We start from the raw sequence: 1,698 nt of genomic DNA on the forward strand, positions 1-1,698 counted from the left end.
CGACACCCGCTCACCGGGTATCACATCTAGCACTTCCCGGTTACTCCACACCTCAAGCTGGGCTTGTTCACCAGCATCAAGCACCTCGATCGACGACAACCGCATGTCGGGGTCAGCGGTCATCACCTCCAACACCTGCACCCACCGCTCGATCAGCGTTTCAATCGTGGCAGCGTCGAACACATCCGTGCGGAACTCCACCGACCCGCCGATCCCGGCAGGCTCCCCCGCAGCTGTCCAACGCTCCGCCAACGACAACGNCACATCCATGCGGGCGGTCCGAGTTTCCACCGGCACCGCAGTCAGCGTGAGATCACCAAGCGCCAACCCCCCCACCGCATCCTCAGCACCCAAACCCAGGTTCTGCCACGCCAACATCACCTGAACCAACGGATGATGCGCCATCGACCGCGTCGGATTCAGATGCTCAACAAGCAATTCAAACGGCACATCCTGATGCTCAAACGCTTCCAAACTGCGGGCACGAACCTGCGCTAACAACTCCCCCACCGTCAGATCCGTACCCAGATCCACCCGTAACACCAACGTGTTCACGAAAAACCCGATCAACGGCTCCAACGCCGCATCACCACGCCCCGCGATCGGGAACCCCACCGCCACATCAGAACTGGCACTCAGTTGCGACAACAACACCGCCAACCCAGCCTGAACCACCATGAAACTCGTCGCATGATGCGCCCGCGCAAGTGCAGCGATCCGCTGCTGCAACGACACCGGCCACGCCACATCCACCGAGGCCCCACACTGATCAGCAACCACCGGATACGGCCGATCAGTAGGCAACACCAACCGCTCAGGAAGCCCCGCTAACGCCTGGCGCCAATACGCCAACTGCCCCGCGATACGACTACCACTATCGGCGACATCACCGAACTGAGCGTGCTGCCACAACGTGTAATCGGCGTACTGCACCGCCAACGGCTCCCACCCCGGAACCTGCCCCTCACACCGCGCGGCATACGCCACACCCAAATCAGCCACCAACGGCGCAATCGACAACCCATCAGCAGCAATATGGTGAACCACCGCCACCAACACATGCTCTACATCACTGACCCGGAAAAGCTTCGCCCGCAACGGAATCTGGGCCGACAAATCAAAACAATGCAACGCCACAGCCTCAATGGCCTGCTCAAGCCGACCCGGTGCCCACCCCGCAGCATCAACCACCCCCCACCCGAAATCAGCGTCTTCGGCGGCCACCACCACCTGGCGCGGAACCCCGTCGGCCACCGCAAACACCGTCCGCAAACTCTCATGACGGGCCACCACATCAGCAAGCGCGGCCCCCAACACCGCCGCATCCAACACCCCACCGATCCCCAACACCGTCGGCATGTTGTACACCGGCGACGGACCCTGCAACTGATCCAAAAACCACAACCGCGACTGAGCAAACGACAACGGAACCACCCAAGGCCGCACCCCAGCCACCAACGGCTCCACCACACCCTGACCACCAACAGCATCCAGCCGCGCCACCAACCCCGCCACCGTAGGCGCCTCAAACACCGCACCCACCGACAAACCAACACCCAACACAGAATTCACCGCAGCAACCACCCGCATCACCAACAACGAATCCCCACCCAAATCAAAAAACGAGTCATCCACCCCAACCCGCTCCACACCCAACACCTGGGCGAAAATCCCCGCCACAACCTCCTCAACCGCACC

The 1,698-nt window shown here is 61.6% G+C and carries 1 protein-coding gene; it reads right to left on the minus strand.

The window, feature by feature from the left end:
* Positions 1-1,698: condensation domain-containing protein (locus tag H7K34_RS19030; protein ID WP_264063626.1), on the minus strand; the 1,698-nt coding region annotated here is incomplete at both ends.

The organism is Mycobacterium montefiorense (assembly GCF_025823255.1).
Classification (GTDB): Bacteria; Actinomycetota; Actinomycetes; order Mycobacteriales; family Mycobacteriaceae; genus Mycobacterium; species Mycobacterium montefiorense.